Source organism: Saccharomonospora sp. CUA-673, assembly GCF_001942305.1.
GTDB lineage: Bacteria > Actinomycetota > Actinomycetes > Mycobacteriales > Pseudonocardiaceae > Prauserella.
This window is the reverse complement of record NZ_MKKE01000005.1, coordinates 12,691-32,615: the sequence shown is the minus strand read 5'-3', so window position 1 is coordinate 32,615 and position 19,925 is coordinate 12,691. Positions and strand designations below refer to the sequence as shown.

Genomic DNA, 19,925 nt, shown 5'->3' with positions numbered 1-19,925 from the left:
CTCGGCGAATCCCAGCTCGGCGCATCGCTGCGTCGTGATGGCGTCCTGAACGTCACTCCGAACTCGTTCTCCGACGGCGGCAGGTACCTCAGCAGGAGGACGCGCTCGCGCACGCGCACGCGATGTGGCGGCGCGGGGCCGACGTCATCGACGTCGGCGGCGAGTCCACCCGGCCCGGCTCCGACCGCGTGGACGCCGAGACCGAACTCGCCCGCGTCGTCCCGGTGGTGCGGCAGCTCGCGCAGGACGGCCTGCCGCTGTCGGTCGACACCACGCGCGCCGCGGTCGCCGAGGCGGCGATCGACGCCGGCGCGCAGATCGTCAACGACGTCTCCGGCGGACTGGCCGACCCGGACATGGCGAAGGTCGCGGCCGGTGCCCGCGTGCCGTACGTGCTCATGCACTGGCGCGGGCACAGCAAGGACATGAACGCGCTCGCCGAGTACGACGACGTCGTCGTCGAGGTGCGCGACGAACTGAGGGCGCGCATCGACGACGCGTTGGCCGCCGGGGTCGCCGAGGACGCGATCATCCTGGACCCGGGGCTCGGATTCGCGAAGCGCGCCGAGCACGACTGGGCCCTGCTGCACCGGCTCGACGAGTTCCTCGACATGGGCTTTCCCGTGCTGGTCGGCGCGTCGCGCAAACGTTTCCTCGGCGCGCTGCTGGCCGACGCCGACGGGGCTCCGAGGCCCGCGTCCGGCCGCGAGGTCGCGACGGCGGCCGTGTCGGCGCTGTCGGCGGCCGCGGGCGCATGGGGCGTTCGGGTGCACGACGTCGGCGCGTCCCTCGACGCGGTGCAGGTCGCCGCCGCCTGGGCCCGCGGCGGGGGCTGAACCGTGGCCGAACCGCGCGACCGCATCACGCTGACCGGCCTGAGGGTGTTCGGCAGGCACGGCGTGTTCGAACACGAGAAGCGCGACGGACAGGAGTTCGTCGTCGACATCACGGTGTGGCTCGACCTCACGCGCGCCGCCGAGTCCGACGACCTGACGCAGACGCTGCACTACGGCGAACTGGCGCAGGCCGCGGCCGACATCGTCGCCGGCGAGCCCTACGACCTGATCGAGAGCGTCGCCGGGCGCATCGCCGACGAGGTGCTGCGCGACGAGCGCGTGTCCGCGGTCGAGGCGACCGTGCACAAGCCGTCGGCGCCGATCCCGCTGACGTTCGCCGACGTCGCCGTCACCGTGGGGCGCACGCGATGAGCCGCGCGGTGCTGTCGCTCGGGTCGAACCTGGGTGACCGGTTGGCGTACCTGCGCGTGGCTGTCGACGGGCTGCGCGACGTGCTGGTGGCGGTGTCGAGCGTGTACGAGACCGCGCCGTGGGGCGTGACCGACCAGCCGGACTTCCTCAACGCCGTGTGCATTGTGGACGATCCGGCGCGCGACGAGTGGGCGTGGCTCGAGCTGGCCCAGTCGTTGGAACGCGCGGCCGAGCGGGTGCGCGAGCAGCGTTGGGGGCCGCGCACCCTGGACGTCGACGTCGTCACGGTCGACGACGTGCGTTCCGCCGACGAGCGGCTCACGCTGCCGCATCCCGGCACCCCGCACCGCGCGACGGTGCTGATCCCGTGGCTGGAGATCGACCCGGACGCCACGGTCCCCGGCGCCGGCCGGGCCGACGCCCTCCTGGCAGCCCTCCCGGACGCCGCGAAGTCCGACGTAACCCCCCGCCGAGACCTCCCCCTGTAACCACGTCGCCGTGTCAGCACTTCGCGCGGGCGTGTCAGCAATCCACGTCGCCGTGTCAGCAATCCGCGTGCGGGTGTTGGCGATTCGCGTTTGACTCTCCACCGACTGGAGTCCCGAGACTCGGAGAGGTGGAAGGCGCGATGTTCACGATCGGGGAGCTGGCCGGTCGCACGAATCTGTCCGTGAAGACGATCCGGTTCTACTCCGACGAGGGATTGCTGCCTCCCACCGACCGCACCGCGGCCGGTTACCGGTTGTACGACGTGACGGCGTTGGCGCGCGCGGACCTCATCCGCACGTTGCGGGAGCTGGGCCTCGGCCTTGCCGACATCGGACGCGTCCTGGCCGGCGCGTCGACGGTTCCGGAGTTGGCGCGGGCGCATGTGGACGCGCTCGACGACCGGATCCGGATGTTGCGCCACCGGCGCTCGGTGCTGTGGGCGGTCGCGAACCGTGAATCCGAGTTGGACGAGGTGAGGATGATGACGCGATTGGCGTCGATGCCGGACGACGAACGCAAGCGTGTGGTCGACGATTTCTGGAACGAGGTGACCGCGGACCTGGACATCGATCCGGAATTCGTCGCGCATCTGCGCTCGGCGAAACCGGAGTTGCCGGACGACCCGGCGCCGGAACAGCTCGAGGCGTGGATCGAGTTCGCCGAACTGGTCGGCGACGACGACTTCCGGGCGCTGATCCGGGAGATGTTCCGGCAGCAGGCCCGTGGTCGCTCGGGCAGTGATCCGGTGTCCGACGCGATGTTCGCACTGTCGGAGGACCGGTGGCAGCAGTTGCTGGACCGGGCGCAGCAGGCCGTCGACGCGGGGACGGAAGCGTCGTCCCAGGTCGGGCGGGCCCTTGCCGGCGAACTGGCCGGTGAGGTGACTGCCGCGTTGGGCACCGCGGCGGACGGGGTGTCGTCGGCGGATATTGCCGACCGCATCGCCCAGGGTGCAGATGCACGCGCCGAGCGGTACTGGCAGCTGATCGCGCGGATCAACGGCTGGCCCCTCCGGCCGAGCGCCCGCGCCGCCGCTCTGTGGCTCGCCGACGCGCTGCGGACGCTGTGACCTCCGTGCCCGCCGCGAATCCACAACACGGCGTCGTGGGGTGCTGACACGGGCACCAGTAACGTTGGGTTCATGCAGTTCACGCGTCCCCGCGAGTTGATCGTTGCCGGCTTGGTGGGGCTCGTGGTGGTGTATCTGCTCTTCGAGGTCGCGTACGGCCGGATGCCGAGCCTGCCGACGGCCGCGGGCGGGACGTTGCTGGTGCTCGCGGGCATCGAGGTCGGTCTGGGTTTCGTGGTGCGGGGGCGGATCCGCGAGGGCCGGGTCGTCACGGGGCTCGGCATCGCGCGCGCGGTCGCGTTGGCGAAGGCCTCCTCGCTGCTCGGTGCGCTCATGTCGGGCGCCTGGCTGGCGGCTGTGGTGTTTCTCGCGCCGCAATCGGGCAGGCTGACGGCGGCGGCCTCGGATCTTCCGGCGGCGATCGTCGGAACCGCGTGCGCAGGCATTCTCGTGGGCGCGGCGCTGTGGCTCGAACATTGCTGTCGCGCACCGGATACCGGCGACCGCGACGAGTGATCACGGTTCGACCGGTCAACCGGTCGAACCGTCCGCTCGAAGTACCGATGAGGTCACGATCGAGCGACCGGCAGGTACGGTATTTCGCATGACAGGCGAGACCGACGACGAGTCCGGCCACGGAAACGGCCGACTGTGGTTGGCCGTGGGCGGACTGCTCGTGGCCGGCGCGACCGTCGCCTTGATCATCGCCGATGACCTGCGCATTCTGCGGTTCGGGATTCTCGCCGCGCTGTGGGCCGCCCTGATCGGCACGTTCGTCGCCGCGCGGTACCGCAAGAAGGCCGCCGAGAGCGCCGCCAGCGCGGCCAAGGCCCAGGAGGTCTACGAGCTCGAGCTGGAACGCGAGATTGCCGCGCGGCACGAGTTCGAACTCGAGGTGGAGGCCGAGACCCGTCAGCGCGTCGAGGAGGAATCGCGCGCCGAACTGGACGAGCTGCGCGCGGAGATCTCGTCGCTGCGCGACAACCTGCAGGCCCTGTTCGGCGGCGAGGTGATGTGGGAACGCATCGCGTTGACCGCCCAGTCCACGCGGATGCGCTCGTTCCCCGACGAACGTCCCATCGTGACCGCGGGCGAGGCCGTGGCCGACAAGCCACGGCTCACCGCCGGCCGCAGCGAGAGCCCGACCGAGTTCATCGGCCGGGTCGTCGACGCCGATGCCGGCGACGCGGGTGCCATCGCCACGGCCATCGCCGGCGGCGGGATGAACGGCACCGGCGCGAACGGTGCCAGCGGCGCGAACGGCAACGGCGCGAACGGCAATGGCGCGAACGGTGCCAACGGCGCGATGAACGGCGCCGGCAAGAACGGTGCGACGCCCGGACGGGCGGAGCAATCGGAATCGCCGTCGGTGCGACGGGCGGAGGCTGCCGTCCAGTCGACCGCATGGTTCCAGGCCCCCGCGAAACAGCCCGCCACCAACGGCGCCGCCTCGAACGGCTCCCCGAACGGCTCCGGCCCGGCCGACGGGACGGGTCCGGCCGGCGGTGCGGGCGCGAACGGCGACTCCGGTTCGGACGACGGCGCGCCGAACTCGTCCGCCGAGGACTCGCGCGCGGCCATCGCCGCGGCCACGTCGAAGCCGGCAGGTCCCGGCAAGCCCGCCGCCGGGCCGTATCCGCAGCGTCCGCCGCAGGGGCAGCAGACCCGGCGTCCGCCGAGGCAGCACCCGCAGGCCGGGCGCGCGCAGGCACCGCAACCGCCGCAGCCCGCGTACCCGGAGGATCGCGCCGACGAGCCCCAGTCGCAGGAATTCCAGGCCCCCGCACAGCAGGCCCCCGCACAGCAGACCCAAGCACAGCAGGCCCGGGCCCAGGCGGGTCGGCGTCCTCCGCAGCAGTCCGGTGCGCGGCAGTTGCCCGCGGCGCCGTCGGACGGCCCGTCGACGCAGATCGTGCCGCGCCCGGCAGCCGCGTTCGACGACCGGCAGACCCCGGATCGTCAGGTCCCCGGCCAACACGGCCCCGGGCACCAGGCCCCGGACCATCAGGCCGAGCCGTCGGCCGAGGACCCGAACGAGGATCCGACGCGGCGCGTGCGTGCGCGGGAGAGCGCGGCAGTGGCCAAGGAGCGCTACCGGCCCGCCCAACGAGCGGGCGCCCCGACCCCGCAGGCTCCCCAGGCCCAGCCGCCGCACAGCCGGGCCCAGCCCCCGCAAGCCGCAGCCCAACAAGCCGCACCCCAGCAGAATCCCGATTCACCGCCCCGTGCCGGTCGTCCCGCCGGCCCGGAAACGACATCCACGGACAAATCGGATGAAGCGGGCCGGCAGGCCCGGAGTGCGGCCATCCCCCAGTCGGGTGGGTACGGGTCGCGTGGCGGTCCCGACTCGAGTGTCGTTGCGTCGTCAAGTCAGGGTATGGACAAGCCCGGATCACAGACGGCTTACGCTCGTTCACCGGAACAAGGTCTCGGAGCCTCGCGTGCGGGCGCTCCGAACCCACCCGCTGAGCCGGCACCCGAGGCGGCTTCGGCGGCACAACCGATCGCGAAGGGACCCCTTCCACCGATGTCTTACCCCGAGCAACCCGCCGGCGGTGCCGACCCGGCCGAGGCGGCAGGCGCCGAGGAGCCCGTCGTCAATCCGACCCTGCCGCCGGAGGTGCGTGATCTCGCGCGCAGGCCCGGCGGCCGTAGACGGCGCGCGGAGGCCGACGAGTACGAGTACGGCGAGCACGTCGACGAGCAGCCCGCCCACCACGACGCCGAGTCGACCGGTCGCCGCTACCGCCCCGAGGGCGAGCCGTGGCAGGCCCCCGAGGGCGCGCAGGAGACCTCCGGTGGCCGCCGCCGTGCCCCGGACCCCGAGGACGAGGAGCAGCCGACCGGTTCGCACTCCTCCGGCCGTTCGGTGAGCGAGCTGTTGGCCGCGTACGGCTCCGGCGACGCCACGCCCCGCCGCCGTCGTCGCGCCGAAGACTGATCGCCGAACGGCCTACCCACGCGATCGGGTGGTGGCGCGCGACGTGCGGGCGCGCATCACCCTCGCGTCGGCGTGATCGACGACTACCCTGCCCGGCGTGAGCGGACCCGTGGCTGTCGCGCGCCATGCGCGTCGCAACATGACTCGCCTGGTCACCGTGCTGCTGCCGGTGACGGGCATGGTCGCCGTGGCGCTGTGCGGCCTGCTCGTCTTCGGGCTGGTGACGGTGCAGACGGGCGCCACCGCCGTGATCGTGGGCGTGTTCGCCGCCGTCGTCCCGGTCTCGATCGTCACCGCGGCGCTGCTGTGGGTGGACCGCTGGGAACCCGAGCCCGCCAAGTACCTGCTGTTGACGTTCCTGTGGGGCGCGTGCGTCGCGACGCTGCTGGCGCTGCTGGTCAACGACACCGCACGGTCGGTCGGCGACTCGCTCCTCGGCTTCGAGGGCGGCAGCCGGGTGGCGACGATCATCTCGGCGCCGTTGGTCGAGGAGTTCATCAAGGCCGTGCCGATCGTCGTGGTGCTGATCCGCAGGGCCACCGAGTTCGACGGGGTCGTGGACGGCATCGTCTACGCCGGGTTCAGCGCCGCCGGGTTCGCGTTCACCGAGAACGTCTACTACTTCGCGGACGCGTTCAACGAGTCCGGTTTCGGGGACGGCATGTCCGACGGGGTGCTGGCCGCGTTCACGCTCCGCGGGGTGCTCTCGCCGTTCGCCCACCCGCTGTTCTCGGTGATCATCGGTATCGGCCTCGCCCTGACGGTGTTGAAACGGCACTACGGCATCGGCCGCTACATCCTTCCCGTCGCCGCGTATTTCGGCGCGGTCGGCCTGCACGCGCTGTGGAACGCCGCGGCCATGCTCGGCGGGCCCGAGACGTTCCTCAACGTCTACTTCCTCATCATGGTCCCGCTGTTCATCGGCGTCGGTCTGATCGTGGTGTGGCAGCGCCGCCGCGAGCAGGGCGTCGTCGCGGGCGCGTTGCCGGCCATGGCGCGACACGGCTGGATCGCCCGTTCCGAGATCGAGTTGCTCTCCGACCTGGCCGCCCGCCGTACGTGCGCCGGCAGGCCCGGCGCGAATCGGGCCGGGAGGCGGCCCGGGCCGTCGGCGACTACCAGGCCGCGGTCACCGAGCTGGCATTCCTGCGCCGCCGCGGCGTCACGACCGCCGACGACCGCAGGCGCCACGACGACCTCTTGGCGGAGGCCCAGCAGGCGCGCGCGGACGCGGTGCGCCTGGCCCACGCCGGGTGAAGCTGGTCACCTCGGTTCGTGGCGCCCCATCCGCGGAAGCTACTCTCACCGGGTCGTCTGGTACCCGCGACGAGGTCGGGACTGGAACGAGTTTGGAGTTACGAGGGGCAATGAGCGTCCACAGGGGCACGCGGTGACACGCCCTGCCCGCCTCGCGGTGGGTGTCGTGTCGGCCGGTCGAGTCGGCAGCGTTCTCGGTGCCGCGCTGGCTCGCGCAGGGCACGCCGTCGCCGCAGTCAGCGCCGTGTCCGACGCGTCCGTGCGTCGTGCCGAACGGCTGCTGCCCGACGTCCCCGTCCTGCCGCCCGACGAGGTCGCCGCCCGTTGCGACCTGGTGCTGCTCGCGCTGCCCGACGACGTCCTCGCACCCATGACGTCGGGCCTGGCCCGCGCCGGTGCGCTGCGCGCGGGGCAGATCGTCGTCCACACCTCCGGTGCCCACGGCGTCGACGTGCTCGGCGCGGCCGCCGAGGCCGGCGCGTTGCCGCTCGCACTGCACCCGATCATGACGTTCACCGGCCGCGAGGAAGACCTCGAACGGCTCACCGCGGCCGCCGTCGGCATCACCGCGGGCTCCGGCGACGAGGCAGCCTGGCACGTCGGCGAGGCGCTCACGGTCGAGATGGGCGCCGAACCCGTCCGCGTGCCCGAGGCGGCTCGGCCGCTGTACCACGCGGCGCTGGCCCACGGGGCGAACCATCTCGCGACGATCGTCGCCGACAGCGTCGACCTGCTCCGCGACGCCGGTATCGACCGGCCCGACCGGGTCGTCGCACCGTTGCTGTCGGCCTCGCTCGACAATTCGCTCCGGCACGAGGGCCGTGCGTTGACCGGTCCCGTCGCCCGCGGCGACAGCGGCACCGTCGCCGCCCACCTGCGCGTGCTGGCCGAACAGGCCCCCGACGTGCGGCCGACCTACGCCGCGCTGGCCCGGCGCACCGTCGCGCGGGCGCGGATCGCCGGACTGCTCGGCGAGGACGCGGCCCGCGAACTGGAAACCCTCCTCGAACGCGGCCCCGAAACCGGCCCCGATACCACCGACCCCGACGACGGACGTGACCTGCAGTGACTTTCCCGAAGAACACCCCGAAGTTCACCCGAGGCGAGCTGAACGTCTTCCGCTCGCCCTCCGACGTGTCCCAGGTGACCAGGGCGCTGCGGGGCGTCGGGCGCAACGTCGCGCTCGTGCCGACGATGGGCGCGCTGCACGCGGGGCACCGGGAGCTGATCCGGCGGGCCAAGCGGCTGCCGAACACCGTCGTCGCGGTGTCGATCTTCGTGAACCCGCTGCAGTTCGGGGAGGGTGAGGATTTCGAGGCCTATCCGCGCACGCTCGAGGCCGATCTGGACACGCTGCGGGAGCTCGGCGTCGAGCTCGCGTTCACGCCGCAGTCGGTCGACCTGTACGGCGCATCGGGTGTGTCCGTCACCGTCGATCCGGGGCCGCTCGGCGGTGAGCTCGAGGGCGAGCACCGGCCGGGGCACTTCGGCGGCGTGCTCACGGTCGTGGCCAAACTGCTGAACATCACCGCGCCGCACCACGCCTTCTTCGGGGAGAAGGACTACCAGCAGCTCGTGCTGGTCAAGCGGATGGTCGAGGATCTGAACCTGGGTACGCGCATCATCGGGGTGCCGACGGTGCGTGAGGACGACGGGCTCGCCCTGTCGTCGCGCAACGCCTATCTGTCCGAAGAGGACCGTGCGCGTGCGGCTGTCCTGTCGACCGCGCTCGGGATGGGCGCGCATGTCGGGGGCGACGGTGCGGACGCGGTCCTGAAGGCAGCGCGGGCCGAACTCGCGGCCCATCCGGAAATCACGGTCGAATACTTGGAGTTGAGGGGAACCGACCTGGGGTCGGCGCCCGTCGATGGTGAGGCGAGGTTGTTGATCGCCGCCAGGCTCGGCAGCACGCGGCTGATCGACAACACCCCGGTGTTGCTCGGAAGCGCCGCCGCCGGAGCCGGCGAGACCGACGACGACATCGACGCGATCCACGACGGCGTGGCAGACGACGGTCGGCACGGGGCCCCCACGGGGACAACTCCGTCCTAGCAGGGGCGAAAAGGGAGTCGAAGATGTACCGCACGATGCTCAAGTCGAAGATCCACAGAGCCACGGTCACGCACGCGGATCTGCACTACGTGGGCTCGGTGACCGTCGACGAGACGTTGATGGAGGCCGCCGACCTGCTGCCCGGCGAGTTGGTGGCCATTGTGGACGTCACCAACGGCGCGCGGCTCGAGACGTACGTGATCCCCGGTGAGCGCGACAGCGGCATCCTCGGCATCAACGGCGCGGCCGCGCACCTGGTGCACCCGGGCGACGTCGTCATCCTCATCGCCTACGGGCAGATGGACGACGCCGAGGCCCGTTCGTACCGGCCACGCGTCATCTTCGTCGACGCCGACAACCGCATCGCCGACCGCGGCAGCGACCCCGGCCACGCGCCCGAGGGCTCGGGCCTGGTGTCCGGTGCGCTGCCCATCGACGACACCGGTTACGCCTCCATGGAGGGCGAGCTGCCCGCGTTCCCGGTCGCCGAGACCGCCGACGCGGCCCGGCTCGACGCCCTCCTGCACGCGGAGAGCTGACGACGCGTGCTGCTCACGATCGACGTCGGGAACACCAACATCTCGCTCGGCCTGTATCCGCCGGGTGGGTCCGACGTCGAACCCGTGCTGCGGTGGCGCATGCGCACCGACCCGCGGCTGACGGCCGACGAGCTGGCGTTGACCCTGCGCGGTCTGCTGGGGTCGCACGCCGACGACGTCACCGCGATCAGCGCGCTGTCGAACGTCCCGGCCGTGCTGCGCGAACTGCGCGTGCTCCTGGGCCGCTACTACCCGGACGTGCCGACCGTGGTCGTCGAACCGGGGGTGCGCACGGGCGTGCCGATGCACGTCGACAACCCGAAGGAGGTCGGCGCCGACCGGCTCGTCAACACCGTCGCCGCCCACCGGTTGTGCGGCACGGCGTGTGTCGTCGTGGACGCGGGCACCTCGACGACCGTCGACGCGATCTCGGCGAAGGGCGAGTTCCTCGGCGGGGCGTTCGCGCCGGGGATCGAGATCTCCGTCGACGCGCTCGCCTCCCGCGCCGCCGCGTTGCGCAAGGTCGAGCTGACGCCGCCGCGGTCGGTGATCGGCAAGACCACCGTCGAATGTCTCCAGTCGGGCATTCTGTTCGGGTTCGCCGGCCAGGTCGACGGGCTCGTGCGCCGCATCGTGGCCGAACTCGGCGACGGGCCCGTTGAGGTGTTCGCCACGGGCGGACTCGCCCCGCTGGTCGTCGGCGAATCCGAACTGATCACCCAGCACCGCCCCGATCTGACCCTGTTGGGGCTCAAGCTGGTGTACGAGCGCAATTCCGCTGCGCAGAGCCGCCCGGGCCGTCGGAAATAGCGGGTCACACCGCCGCCGCGCACCGGCAGGCCGGTTCACGTCCGGTCGATGTGGATTCGTACGCTGGTGCGCATGAGCGATATCCCGGAACACTCCCAGAGCGACGACGACCTGCCGGAGCAGCTGCGGGTGCGCCGGGACAAGCGCGACCGCCTGCTGGAGAGCGGCGTCGAGCCGTATCCGGTGGAGGTGCCGCGCACGCACACGCTCGCCGAGGTGCGCGCCGCCCACCCCGACCTGCCTGCTGACACGCAGACCGGCGACGTCGTCGGCGTCACCGGTCGGGTGATGTTCATGCGCAACACCGGCAAGTTGTGTTTTGCAACTCTGCGCGAGGGCGACGGCACCGAACTGCAGGCGATGTTGAGCCTGGCCGGTGTCGGCGAGGAGTCGCTGAGTGCGTGGAAGTCCGATGTCGACCTCGGCGACCACGTATTCGTCCACGGTGAGGTCATCACGTCGCGGCGCGGTGAGTTGTCGGTGATGGCCGATTCGTGGCAGCTCACGGCGAAGGCGATGCGCCCGCTGCCGGTCGCGCACAAGGAAATGTCCGAGGAATCGCGGGTCCGGCAGCGTTATGTCGACCTGATCGTGCGGCCCAAGGCCCGCGACGTCGTGCGGACGCGTGCGGGCGTGTTGCGTTCGCTGCGCGACTCGTTTCACGGCCGGGGATTCACCGAGGTCGAGACGCCGATGCTGCAGACGCTGCACGGCGGCGCGTCGGCCCGGCCTTTCACGACCCATTCGAACGCGTTCGACATGGACCTGTACCTGCGCATCGCTCCCGAGCTGTACCTGAAGCGCTGCGTCGTCGGCGGCATCGAGAAGGTCTTCGAGATCAACCGCAACTTCCGGAATGAGGGCAGCGACTCCTCGCATTCCCCCGAGTTCGCGATGCTCGAATACTACGAGGCGTATGCGACGTACGACACAATCGCCGACCTGACCAAACAGCTGGTCCAGGAAGCCGCCGAGGCGGCATTCGGTTCACAGATCGTCACGCTGCACGACGGCACCGACTACGACCTGTCCGGCGAGTGGGCGTCGCTCACAATGTACGAGTCGCTGTCGGATGCGCTCGGTGAGGAAGTGACCCCGGAAACGCCGGCCGAGAAACTTCACGGCCTGGCCGAGGCCCGCGGTATCGAGGTCGACCCCAAGCTCACCCACGGCAAGCTGGTGGAAGAACTGTGGGAGCAGCTCGTCGGCGATCACCTGTACGCGCCGACATTCGTGCGTGACTTCCCGGAGGAAACGTCGCCTCTCACGCGCGCGCACCGCACCAAGCCGGGCATCGCCGAGAAGTGGGACCTGTACGTGCGCGGATTCGAGCTGGCCACGGGCTACTCGGAACTCGTCGATCCGGTCGTCGAGCGGCAACGACTCACCGCGCAGTCGAAGTTGGCCGCGGGCGGCGACGACGAGGCCATGCAGCTGGACGAGGATTTCCTCCGCGCGCTGGAGTACGGAATGCCCCCGACGGGTGGCGCCGGAATGGGAGTGGACCGGTTGCTCATGGCGCTGACGGGTCTCGGTATCCGGGAAACCATCCTGTTTCCGCTGGTCCGGCCCGAATAGTTTCGGGTCGCGGTTGTCGGCGGGCGTCGACAACAGGCCCCACAAGGGGTCGGGAACAGCCCCACAACGGGCCGGTAACGCGGGCCGGGGCGGGCGAGAAACCCGACAAAACAGAGCGTCGTGATTTGCTTTTGTCGGGGTGTGCGAGTATTACTATGAGCAGTTAGCAGACTTGGCCTGAAGCGAAGGTCGACGGTCCTCATCGCTGGTTCGCCGGTTGACGGGCCTCGGGCTTCGGTCAGGCACGTACAGCGATATCGGCATCGATAGGGCTCGGCAGCGCGATCGGTCTATCGTAGGTTTCACAGGAGGAATACAAGGATGGCGCAGAAGGTTCTCGTCTCCCTCGTCGACGACCTTGACGGTTCGGAGGCGGAGGAGACCGTCGAGTTCGGTCTCGATGGTGTGACCTATGAGATCGACCTGTCGGCGGAAAACGCCGAGGAATTGCGTGACGCGCTCGCCCAGTACGTCGAGCACGCGCGTCGCGCCGGTGGCCGGAAGCGCACCACGCGCGCCTCGGCCGCGAAGCCGGTGGGTCGCACCGCGGCCGTCGACCGTGAGCAGAACCAGGCCATTCGTGCCTGGGCGCGCAAGAACGGTTTCGACGTGTCCGACCGCGGCCGCATCCCGTCGGAAGTTGTCGACGCCTACCACCGCAAGAACTGAGCGACACCCGCGTAAGCGGGTCGAACGCACCTTGAACGCCTCCCGGCCCCCACACCGGGAGGCCGTTCGCTTTGCCCGGAACGATGCTCCCGAGGATGGTCGCGTTCAACGCGACTATGGGGCCTCGGGAGCTTTTCAGCGGGGGCGGCGGGGGCAGCCGGTGCATTCCTCCCGGCCGGGCAGCAGATAGGTGAAACAGCAGCTGTGCCGGTGGCGCTGCCAGCCGTGGTCGCCGACGTGGAGGGTCGACGGTGCGGTGAGCGGTGTGAACGTCGACGGGAGCACGAGGGTCGCGTCGGCGACGCCGGCGCCCTCGTCGTCGCAGTCGCGGCCGGCCCACCAGAGGCAGTTGTCGAGCGCGTCGGTGGCCGCGGACCACAGCGTGCGGGTGCCCATGGGCGCGATCGAGCGGTAGGCGCGGACGAACTTCGCGGCGTGGCTGATGTACCGGGTCCGCAGCACGTGGGCGAGTGCGCGTTCGTCGTCGACGACCGTGGCGTTCGGGTCGCCGCTCGCGGGGTCGCCGGGCAGGCAGGCGAACTCGGAGCCCAGGACGGCCACCTCGGCGGCGCCGGGCCTGCCGCGGGTGTCGATGCGCAGCGCGAGCCGGTCGGGCCGCAGGGTCGGCACGCGCCGTTCGTGGAACAGCATCGCCGCGCCGGTGTACGCGGGGATCCGCAGGTACCAGGACATGACGTAGGCGATCGTGGTCCGCGGGGGCGCCTCGCCGTAGGTGGCCCGCAGCCAGTCGCCTGCGGTGGTCCACCAGTCCTCGAACCGGTGCGGTGCGCGGAGCAGTTCGGAGCAGCGGATCCAGCGCTCGCCCGTGGTCTCGCCGGTGAGCCGCACCCGCTCCTGCACGGCGTCGACGCGGCCGATCGAGTCCGTCAGCGGGCACGTCCGCAGGCCGGTGTGGCCAGTCTCACGGACGGATTCCTCGACGGTCACGGCTTGCTCCAACGGTGGGACACGGCGTCGGGCACGACGGCGCGAGCCGCCACATGCCCTGTAAGGCGTGCCTAACCTAAACTGTCCGTGCCGGATTGCGCCACCCGGGGGACCCGAAGGTGGGAATCGGGCGGCCCGTCGAGTGGGAAACCGGCGGTGAGAGGTGAGACGGTGGGTGTTCGCCCGAAGCGGACACGCCCGGCCGTGGGGAATCACAACGGCCTTCGTGTTCGTTGGACCGGGCACTGGCAACGCCGTAGCCAGCAACAACCCGAAACAGATGCCGATCGACTCCGCCGAAGCCGGACCCGCCGGTTTCACGTGAGCGGTAGGCCACCGGACACGCATGGCTACTAGAGTGGTCTCACGGTGCCGAACTCACCATGAGGAACCGGTGAGTCGGGCCGCCGGCGCAGCAGTCGAGGGAGTGGGAATGTTCGAGAGGTTCACCGACCGCGCGAGGCGGGTGGTCGTCCTGGCCCAAGAAGAGGCCCGGATGCTCAACCACAACTACATCGGCACCGAGCACATCCTCCTGGGTTTGATCCACGAGGGTGAAGGTGTCGCCGCCAAGCGCTCGAGTCGTTGGGTATCGCGCTGGAGGGCGTCCGTCAGCAGGTCGAGGAGATCATCGGCCAGGGGCAGCAGGCCCCGAGCGGACACATCCCCTTCACGCCGCGTGCCAAGAAGGTGCTGGAGCTGTCGCTGCGCGAGGCGCTGCAGCTCGGCCACAACTACATCGGTACGGAGCACATCCTGCTCGGCCTCATCCGCGAGGGTGAGGGCGTCGCGGCCCAGGTGCTGGTCAAGCTCGGCGCGGACCTCAACCGCGTCCGCCAGCAGGTGCTGCAGCTCCTGTCCGGCTACCAGGGCAAGGAGCCGCAGGAGGCCGGCGGTGGCCGTGGCGAGGGCACGCCGTCCTCGTCGCTCGTGCTCGACCAGTTCGGCCGCAACCTGACGCAGGCTGCGCGGGACGGCGGGCTCGACCCGGTCATCGGCCGCAGCAAGGAGATCGAGCGGGTCATGCAGGTGCTGTCCCGCCGCACCAAGAACAACCCGGTCCTGATCGGCGAGCCCGGCGTCGGCAAGACGGCCGTCGTCGAGGGACTGGCGCAGAACATCGTCAAGGGCGAGGTGCCCGAGACGCTGAAGGAGAAGCAGCTCTACACGCTGGACCTCGGCTCGCTGGTCGCGGGCTCGCGGTACCGCGGTGACTTCGAGGAGCGGCTCAAGAAGGTCCTCAAGGAGATCAAGACCCGCGGCGACATCATCCTGTTCATCGACGAGCTGCACACGCTCGTCGGCGCGGGTGCCGCCGAGGGTGCGATCGACGCGGCGAGCATCCTCAAGCCGATGCTGGCCCGCGGCGAGCTCCAGACGATCGGTGCGACCACGCTCGAGGAGTACCGCAAGTACATCGAGAAGGACGCCGCGCTGGAGCGTCGTTTCCAGCCGATCCAGGTGGGCGAGCCGTCGCTCGAGCACACGATCGAGATCCTCAAGGGTCTGCGCGACCGCTACGAGGCGCACCACCGCGTGTCGATCACCGACTCGGCGCTGGTCGCCTCGGCCACGCTGGCCGACCGGTACATCAACGACCGGTACCTGCCGGACAAGGCGATCGACCTGATCGACGAGGCGGGCGCGCGGATGCGCATCCGCCGGATGACCGCTCCGCCGGACCTGCGCGAGTTCGACGAGAAGATCGCCGACGTCCGCAGGGACAAGGAATCGGCCATCGACGGTCAGGACTTCGAGCGGGCCGCGTCGCTGCGCGACGAGGAGAAGACGCTCCTGTCGCAGAAGTCCGAGCGCGAGAAGCAGTGGAAGGACGGTGACCTGGACGTCGTCGCCGAGGTCGACGACGAGCAGATCGCCGAGGTCCTCGCCAACTGGACCGGCATCCCGGTGTTCAAGCTCACCGAGGAGGAGACCACGCGTCTGCTCCGCATGGAGGACGAGCTGCACAAGCGGATCATCGGCCAGGAGGACGCGGTCAAGGCCGTGTCGCAGGCGATCCGCCGTACCCGCGCCGGTCTGAAGGACCCGAAGCGCCCGTCCGGTTCGTTCATCTTCGCCGGCCCGTCCGGTGTCGGTAAGACCGAGCTGTCCAAGGCGCTGGCGAACTTCCTGTTCGGCGAGGACGACGCGCTCATCCAGATCGACATGGGCGAGTTCCACGACCGCTACACCGCCTCGCGGCTGTTCGGTGCCCCTCCGGGCTACGTCGGCTACGAGGAGGGCGGTCAGCTCACCGAGAAGGTGCGGCGCAAGCCGTTCTCCGTGGTCCTGTTCGACGAGATCGAGAAGGCCCACCAGGAGATCTACAACACGCTCCTGCAGGTTCTCGAGGACGGCCGCCTGACCGACGGTCAGGGCCGCACGGTCGACTTCAAGAACACGGTGCTGATCTTCACCTCGAACCTGGGCACGTCGGACATCTCGAAGTCCGTCAGCCTCGGCTTCTCGTCGGGCAACGACGAGGTGACGCGCTACGAGAAGATGAAGCAGCGCGTCAACGAGGAGATGAAGAAGCACTTCCGGCCCGAGTTCCTCAACCGGATCGACGACATCATCGTCTTCCACCAGCTCACGCAGGACCAGATCATCGAGATGGTCGACTTCATGGTCCGGCGGGTGGAGGAGGCCCTCAAGGGCAAGGACATGGCCATCGAGCTCACCGACCGTGCGAAGGCCCTGCTGGCCAAGCGCGGCTTCGACCCGGTGCTCGGTGCCCGTCCGCTCCGCAGGACGATCCAGCGCGAGGTCGAGGACCAGCTGTCCGAGAAGATCCTGTTCGGCGAGGTCGAGCCGGGCCAGATCATCATCGTGGACGTCGAGGGCTGGGAAGTCGGCGACGAGAAGGACGAGGACGCCACGTTCACGTTCCGCGGCGAGCAGAAGCCGATCGACGTGCCGGACGCCCCGCCGGTGAGCATGGCCGCCGGTGAGGAGTCCACGGGCTCGGCCGGCGAGTCCGAGGAGTAAGCACCAGAGCACGACAAGAAGGAGCGGCGGGCACCAAAGGTGCCCGCCGCTCCTTTGTCATGTGGTCCGCCGTGTCAGCACCCCACGTCGCCGTGTCAGCACCTCGCGCGGGCGTGTCAGCACTCCGCGTCGCCGTGTTGGCGTTTCGTGGTCAGCGGAAGGCGTCGACGTTGGCGTGGGCCCAGTCGGCGAACGTGGTGGCGGGTTCGCCGGTGATCTCTTCGACCTTGGTGTTGTGCTGGTTGAGGTCGGTGTCGAACGAGTCGAGTGCGTTGTGGACGAACCATTCGGCGTTCTCGCCCATGGTGGGGCGGAGCCGTTCGATGGTGTCGGCCGGTGACGCGGCGACGAAGCGCAGGTCGCGGCCGAGGGCGGTGGCAATGTGGGCGACCTGGTCGGCGCGGGTGAGGGTGTCGGGTCCGGTCAGCGAGTAGGCGGCGCCGGGTTCGGGGTTCAGGAGCGCGACGGCGGCGACGGCTGCGATGTCGTCCATGGCGGTGGGTGCGCTGGCCGCGTCGGGTTGGGGTTCGTGGACCTCGCCGGTGCGCCGGATCTGGTCGACCCACATGAAGGCGTTCTCCATGAAGTCGCCGGGCCACAGGTGGGTCCAGGGGATGCCGGAGTTCTCGACGGTGTGGGTGACGCCGCCCCACCACGATTCGGGTTCGCCGGTCAGGGCGACGACGTGTTCGACGCCGGCGTCGCGCGCGATGCGCAGCACGTCGTCGAGGCCGTCCTCGATGGGGGCGAGGTACACGCGGGTGACACCGTGGAACGCGGCGGGCAGGGTGTCGAGCCGGCGCAGGTAGCCCTCGGCGACCTCGACGCCGTCGGGGAGTGCGGCTTTGGTGGGGTTGTTGGTGAGTGCGCGGATGTCGGTGGCTCCGCGGCGCAGGAGTTGGTCGACGGTTCTGCGGCCGATGTTGCCGGTGGCTCCGGTGACCAGGATGGTCATCGCGGTCTCCTCAGTGTTGGCCCTCGAGGCGTTCCCGGATGCGGTTGAGCGCGTCGAGAGCGCCGAGGGCGAGGGGTACGCCGCGTCCGTGGCGGACGTGGGTTCGCGGGGGTTGATGCGGATGAGCGAGCCGGTGGGGGCGCTGGCGAGTTCGGCCTGCCTGCGCACGGTGGGGATGGCCATGCCCGCGCGAGTTCGACGACGGCGATGTGCCCGGCGTCGCGGCGCCATTCGCGGAGCGCGTCGAGTTGTTGTTGGGAACGGTCGCCGAGCCAGTCGAAGTCGCCGAACATGAGGATGTTGGGCCGGGCGAGGCTGCCGCAGTCGCCGCAGGTCGGCAGGGGTGGGACGGCGCGCATGGTGTCGGTGTCGACGGTGACGTCGATGCCGTCGGCGGGCCAGATGCCGGAGCCGCAGCCTGCGAGGCATTGCAGGTGGTGGATGGAGCCGTGGACCTCGGCGACGTCGGTGAACCCTGCGCGCTGGAACTGTCCGTCCACGTTGGACGTGAACACGTGCACGCCGCCGGGTTTGGCCGTGCCCCAGCGGCGGAGGGTGTCGAAGCCGTCGTGGGGTGTGGTGCGGCGGTAGAGCGCGAGGCGGTGGCCGTAGAAGCCCCAGGCGAGTTCGGGGTCGTCGGCGAAGTGCACGGGGTCGGCGACGTCGACGAAGCTGAAGCCGAGCCGGGCGTACGGCGGGTAGGCGCGCCAGAACCTTCGTCGCCGCGGAAGTCGGGCAGTCCGGAGTCGACGCCCATCCCGCGCCGGCGCACACGAGGAGTGCGTCGGCGCCGTCGATGATCTCGGCGGCCGTGTCGAGGGCCGCGTCGAGCTCGGGTGGTGCGCTCACTCGGACTTGTCGGGTACCGAGCTCTGGACGACCTCGAACTCCAGCAGGTTCGCGCCGCTGGACACGGGCTTGGCGCGCTCGCCGGAGTGGGCCTCCTTGGCCGGGCCCTTGGCCCACGCCTGGAAGTCCTCCTCGGTCTCCCACTTCGTGTAGACGAAGTAGCGGTCGTCGCCGGACACCGGGCGCAGCAGCTCGAAGCCGAGGAACCCCGGCTGGTCGTCGACGGCGTGGAGCCGCGCGGCGAACCGCTTCTCGAGCTCGGGGCCGGCACCCTCGGGAACCTCGATCGCGTTGATCTTCACAACAGCCATGCCCCGAGGGTACTGATCCTCACCGCCCCTGTCGTGACGGATCAGCCACCCCGGAGCCGCGACGGGTCTCCTTGTGGAGCTTGGTGAGCTCCTTGAGGATCTTCTCGTGGGGGCCGATGTCCCGACCCCTCTGGACGTAGCTGATCCAGATCTCGTAGCCGATGAGGGCGACCGCGATCGCGGTGATGCCACTGCCGACCCAGAACGTGATCACCTCGGCGCTGTCGCGGGCGAGGTCCGACATGCTGAGGGCGAGGATCAGTGGGCCGAGGACGAGGCAGGCCAGGCAGGCCAGGATCCCCAGGCAGCCGGTGGACTTCCTGCCCCAATGCTGCTGCCGGGCACGCATGTGCAGGATCCGCTCGGGATCGAGCGGGCTGTAACCGTGCTTGTTGTAGTACTCGTTGACAAGCGGCGCCAAGGCGGGATTCCGGGGCATCTCGGTGAGCTCGAGGTCCCTCTTGAGAGGCGTCTCGTCGGTAATGCGGAAACCCGGACGCCAGCCTGCTTCCTGGACGATGCGGCGAAACTCGTCGGCGCCGAGGGCTCCGTAGCGGAAAGCGTCCATCTTGTACGTGTCACCGTCGGCGGCCGCCAGTTCCCGGATGAGGCGTTCGGCCGGGCCCGTGTACGGCGTGTGGGGCGAGTAGGTGAACACGAGCCACCATTCCCCGTTGCTGATGTCCTCGTGCGAGTAGCGCCAGCCGGTCGGCGCGAGGACGTCCTGGATGTGCTGCTTCGGAAGGTCCGCGAAGTGCATCCAGTCGATGGGCAGGGCGCCGCCCGAGTGGGTCCGCAGCAGCTGTTCGAGGGCGCCTTCCTGCTTCTGGCGCCGACGACGCGCCGACCCCACGTATCCGTTCCGGATACCGAAGAGGGCTGGGACACCACCGACGAAGACGAAGACCAGCGTCAGCGGTCCCAGGATCGGGACCAGGGGTTGCACTACATCAGCCATGGGTTCCCTGCTCGTTGATTCGGGTGAAATGCATGTAGGTGGCGATGGTGCTGCCGCCTGCATTTGCCTTCTTGAGGGTGAACCCGCGGTTCGCGGCCATGTCCTTGATCTGCTCCGAGCTCAACGGGTGGACGGCGGGAATCGAGATCGCCGCGTGAAACCCCGGCTTTGTCTCGTCAAGCTCCTTCGCCACGCGGTCCCTGGCCCGCTCGAGGCTCTGGAACCGCTGCCTCACCCGGGACACCACCAGCAGCAGGGACGACACGAACACCATCAGAAACGCGACGTATTCCATGAGAAGTCT

Annotated in this window: 16 protein-coding genes and 4 pseudogenes; 14 read left to right on the top strand and 6 right to left on the bottom strand. The window is 70.0% G+C overall.

Going from position 1 to position 19,925, the window contains the following annotated elements; translation table 11 throughout:
• Window positions 1–34 precede the first annotated feature (34 nt).
• The 13 genes and pseudogenes from folP (at window position 35) to BJF85_RS03000 (ending at window position 12,612) form a co-directional block, all read left to right on the top strand.
• A pseudogene (folP, locus tag BJF85_RS03060) lies at window positions 35–836 on the top strand (dihydropteroate synthase).
• Window positions 837–839: 3 nt separating this feature from the next.
• A complete protein-coding gene (gene folB, locus BJF85_RS03055; RefSeq protein ID WP_075845673.1) occupies window positions 840–1,208 on the top strand; it encodes a dihydroneopterin aldolase in 369 nt (122 codons plus the stop codon).
• A complete protein-coding gene (gene folK, locus BJF85_RS03050) occupies window positions 1,205–1,696 on the top strand; it encodes a 2-amino-4-hydroxy-6-hydroxymethyldihydropteridine diphosphokinase (protein WP_075845672.1) in 492 nt (163 codons plus the stop codon). The genes folB and folK overlap by 4 nt, the downstream gene beginning before the upstream one ends.
• Window positions 1,697–1,836: 140 nt before the next feature.
• Window positions 1,837–2,766: a MerR family transcriptional regulator gene (locus tag BJF85_RS03045; protein WP_075845725.1), complete on the top strand. Its 930-nt coding sequence runs from the start codon at window positions 1,837–1,839 to the stop codon at window positions 2,764–2,766.
• A 72-nt stretch (window positions 2,767–2,838) separates the two neighbouring features.
• Window positions 2,839–3,282, top strand: coding sequence for a DUF3180 domain-containing protein (locus tag BJF85_RS03040; RefSeq protein ID WP_075845671.1), 444 nt, complete (start codon window positions 2,839–2,841; stop codon window positions 3,280–3,282).
• An 88-nt stretch (window positions 3,283–3,370) separates the two neighbouring features.
• Complete coding sequence (locus BJF85_RS03035) at window positions 3,371–5,707, top strand: DUF6779 domain-containing protein (protein ID WP_075845670.1); 2,337 nt, start codon at window positions 3,371–3,373, stop codon at window positions 5,705–5,707.
• 139 nt (window positions 5,708–5,846) lie between these two features.
• A pseudogene (locus BJF85_RS03030) lies at window positions 5,847–6,964 on the top strand (PrsW family intramembrane metalloprotease).
• A 133-nt stretch (window positions 6,965–7,097) separates the two neighbouring features.
• Entirely contained in the window at window positions 7,098–8,033 is a 936-nt protein-coding gene (locus tag BJF85_RS03025) for a Rossmann-like and DUF2520 domain-containing protein (protein ID WP_075845669.1), read from the top strand.
• Window positions 8,030–9,016 (top strand): pantoate--beta-alanine ligase, encoded by a 987-nt coding sequence (panC, locus tag BJF85_RS03020; protein ID WP_083665874.1) that lies wholly within the window; start codon window positions 8,030–8,032, stop codon window positions 9,014–9,016. The genes BJF85_RS03025 and panC overlap by 4 nt, the downstream gene beginning before the upstream one ends.
• Window positions 9,017–9,039: 23 nt before the next feature.
• Window positions 9,040–9,555, top strand: a complete 516-nt coding sequence (gene panD, locus BJF85_RS03015) for an aspartate 1-decarboxylase (RefSeq protein WP_075845668.1) — start codon at window positions 9,040–9,042, stop codon at window positions 9,553–9,555.
• A 6-nt stretch (window positions 9,556–9,561) separates the two neighbouring features.
• Window positions 9,562–10,365, top strand: a complete 804-nt coding sequence (locus BJF85_RS03010; RefSeq protein WP_075845667.1) for a type III pantothenate kinase — start codon at window positions 9,562–9,564, stop codon at window positions 10,363–10,365.
• Between the two features lie 72 nt (window positions 10,366–10,437).
• Window positions 10,438–11,943 (top strand): lysine--tRNA ligase, encoded by a 1,506-nt coding sequence (gene lysS / locus BJF85_RS03005; RefSeq protein WP_075845724.1) that lies wholly within the window; start codon window positions 10,438–10,440, stop codon window positions 11,941–11,943.
• A gap of 321 nt (window positions 11,944–12,264) precedes the next feature.
• Window positions 12,265–12,612, top strand: coding sequence for an Lsr2 family protein (locus tag BJF85_RS03000; protein WP_075845666.1), 348 nt, complete (start codon window positions 12,265–12,267; stop codon window positions 12,610–12,612).
• A gap of 135 nt (window positions 12,613–12,747) precedes the next feature.
• Here BJF85_RS03000 and BJF85_RS02995 read toward each other — a convergent pair whose 3' ends face one another.
• On the bottom strand, window positions 12,748–13,560 hold the full coding sequence (locus BJF85_RS02995; RefSeq protein ID WP_187346854.1) for a (2Fe-2S)-binding protein: 813 nt from the start codon (window positions 13,558–13,560) through the stop codon (window positions 12,748–12,750).
• Window positions 13,561–13,993: 433 nt separating this feature from the next.
• Between BJF85_RS02995 and BJF85_RS02990 the strand changes: the two are divergent.
• Window positions 13,994–16,548, top strand: a pseudogene (locus BJF85_RS02990) (ATP-dependent Clp protease ATP-binding subunit).
• A gap of 151 nt (window positions 16,549–16,699) precedes the next feature.
• Here the strand turns inward: BJF85_RS02990 and BJF85_RS02985 are convergent.
• The 5 genes and pseudogenes from BJF85_RS02985 to BJF85_RS02965 all read right to left on the bottom strand — a co-directional run bounded on the left by BJF85_RS02985 (window position 16,700) and on the right by BJF85_RS02965 (window position 19,916).
• Window positions 16,700–17,503 carry an SDR family oxidoreductase gene (locus BJF85_RS02985; RefSeq protein ID WP_075845665.1) on the bottom strand — a complete coding sequence of 268 codons (804 nt, stop codon included), beginning with the start codon at window positions 17,501–17,503 and terminating at the stop codon, window positions 16,700–16,702.
• Between the two features lie 10 nt (window positions 17,504–17,513).
• A pseudogene (locus BJF85_RS02980) lies at window positions 17,514–18,352 on the bottom strand (NAD-dependent deacetylase).
• The gene (locus tag BJF85_RS02975; protein ID WP_075845664.1) at window positions 18,349–18,663 is read right to left on the bottom strand and encodes an antibiotic biosynthesis monooxygenase; all 315 of its coding nucleotides are present in this window, start codon (window positions 18,661–18,663) and stop codon (window positions 18,349–18,351) included. Before BJF85_RS02975 ends, BJF85_RS02980 begins: the two are co-directional and overlap by 4 nt.
• A gap of 19 nt (window positions 18,664–18,682) precedes the next feature.
• The gene (locus BJF85_RS02970; protein WP_139320434.1) at window positions 18,683–19,621 is read right to left on the bottom strand and encodes a hypothetical protein; all 939 of its coding nucleotides are present in this window, start codon (window positions 19,619–19,621) and stop codon (window positions 18,683–18,685) included.
• Entirely contained in the window at window positions 19,614–19,916 is a 303-nt protein-coding gene (locus tag BJF85_RS02965) for a hypothetical protein (RefSeq protein WP_075845662.1), read from the bottom strand. The genes BJF85_RS02970 and BJF85_RS02965 overlap by 8 nt, the downstream gene beginning before the upstream one ends.
• Window positions 19,917–19,925: the final 9 nt, after the last annotated feature.